Genomic DNA, 598 nt, shown 5'->3' on the forward strand with positions numbered 1-598 from the left:
TTCGCGCAGGGCAAGCTGGTGCGCTGCGGGCGTGGCCGGCTGTTCGACGTGGCGGTGGATGTGCGCGTGGGCAGCCCGACCTATGGCCAATGGTTCGGGACCGAGCTGAGCTTCGAGAACGGCCGCCAGCTGTGGATTCCCGCAGGCTTCCTTCACGGCTTCGTCACCCGCGAACCCGATACCGAGATCGTCTACAAGTGCACGGCCCATTACGACCGCGCGTCGGACGGTGCGGTGGCCTGGGACAGCGTCGGCATTGACTGGGACGTCGCCGATCCGTTGCTGTCCGACAAGGATCGGGATGCGCAGCCGCTGGCAGAGTTGAAATCGCCCTTCGTCTTTGAGGAGCAGGCATGAAGATCCTGATCACCGGCGGCGCCGGATTCATCGGCTCTGCCGTCGTTCGCCTGGCGATCGCACGTGGGCATCATGTCGTGAACCTGGACGCGCTGACCTATGCCGCGAACCTGGAGAACGTGGCCGAGGCCGCGCAGTCCGACCGCTATGCGTTCGAGCAGGCCGACATCCGCGACCGCGCGGCGCTGGACCGCATCCTGGCGCAGCACCGCCCCGACGCGATCATGCACCTGGCCGCGGA

At 66.9% G+C, this 598-nt stretch carries 2 protein-coding genes; both read left to right on the forward strand.

Annotation, left to right across the window (positions count from 1 at the left end):
• Positions 1-357 (forward strand): dTDP-4-dehydrorhamnose 3,5-epimerase (rfbC, locus tag TW83_RS16600; RefSeq protein WP_045983893.1); only part of this gene is annotated, 357 nt, incomplete at its 5' end.
• Positions 354-598, forward strand: a 245-nt coding sequence (locus tag TW83_RS16605) for an SDR family NAD(P)-dependent oxidoreductase (RefSeq protein ID WP_045983894.1), incomplete at its 3' end; no start/stop codon positions are given. The genes rfbC and TW83_RS16605, both read left to right, overlap by 4 nt.

Source organism: Paracoccus sp. S4493, from assembly GCF_000967735.1.
GTDB lineage: Bacteria > Pseudomonadota > Alphaproteobacteria > Rhodobacterales > Rhodobacteraceae > Paracoccus > Paracoccus marcusii.